Here is a 1022-nt window from a genome sequence, read left to right as displayed (position 1 = left end):
ATAACTTTTTGAACCGCAAACTGCCGCGCATAATTACCCTTGTCTTGCACTTCAGCATCGGCAAGCAGCAGCGACCGCCTCTGACGCTGGGAATTGCGATCGCCTATCTTCTTGTTATGCTGCTTCAGCCAAAAATATCGACCCAAAGGTATGCTTACAAAAGCCGTGCCGTAGCCTAAAAGCAACAAACAAAAGGTATGAATTAAAGGTAGAACGCTGTTGCCATCAATCATTTCCTTCAGTAGCAAACTTTCCAGGTAAATCGCTCCAGCTAAATTGAGCGAACCAAGGATTGCACTCAGCACAATAACTCCTGGACTTGCAGCACTAAATTTTTGAGGGATTTCTTCAAGAAAAGGTTGTGCAAGCACTTCTTGCGGATGAGATGAAGCGGTGGATTGCAATTCGGGAAATATATACACAATATTCCCTTGAGGACTAACTGTAGGTTGCCCATTGAATCTAGTTAGTACGGGCAACATATAGTCTTCGTACTCTTGAGCAAAGCCAGTGCCAATGTCGTCTAAATAGGGGGCTATTTGCTCTGCTACTACTGCCCCGTGATTATCGGCGGATGACGGCAGCAATTGCTTTGTGGCGGCGTTCTTCTAAGTCTGCATTGGGGTTGCCATCGCCAAAGAGGAAAGAGAAGATTGCCTCAAGAAAGTTAAGCCGACTTTCTTGCTCCTGCTGAACCTGGGGATGCTCGTTCGACTGACTTTGTTCCTGCGTCAGTAATTATACCTCGGTAGTTTGTGTGCTAATTCAATGAAATATGGACTACAAGTTATTTTGGTAGCAGAATCTTCCCGTAATTGCAGCCAGAAAGTTATTAAAAACTTAGGAAATCGATTTGTTGTTTTAACTCAGTTCAATCCTATGAATTAAAAAATAGTTTTCACTGATTAAATTGAATCGTCCATCCAACCACAATCGCAATCCCAGTGAACTCGCGCTTGATAATCTCGCTCAAAAAGAGCAGATCGGAAGAGCTTCGTGTAGGATAAGCGGGTAGATCTCGG

General features: G+C 43.8%; 1 pseudogene. It reads right to left on the bottom strand.

The features are described from left to right. A pseudogene (locus AC2VE5_RS28540) lies at nucleotides 1–587 on the bottom strand (hypothetical protein); the annotation flags it as partial. Nucleotides 588–1022: the final 435 nt, after the last annotated feature.

It is taken from the genome of Aliterella sp. E5.1 (assembly GCF_057473825.1).
Note: the sequence above shows the minus strand (reverse complement) of the source record. Positions and strands in the feature narration are given on the sequence as shown.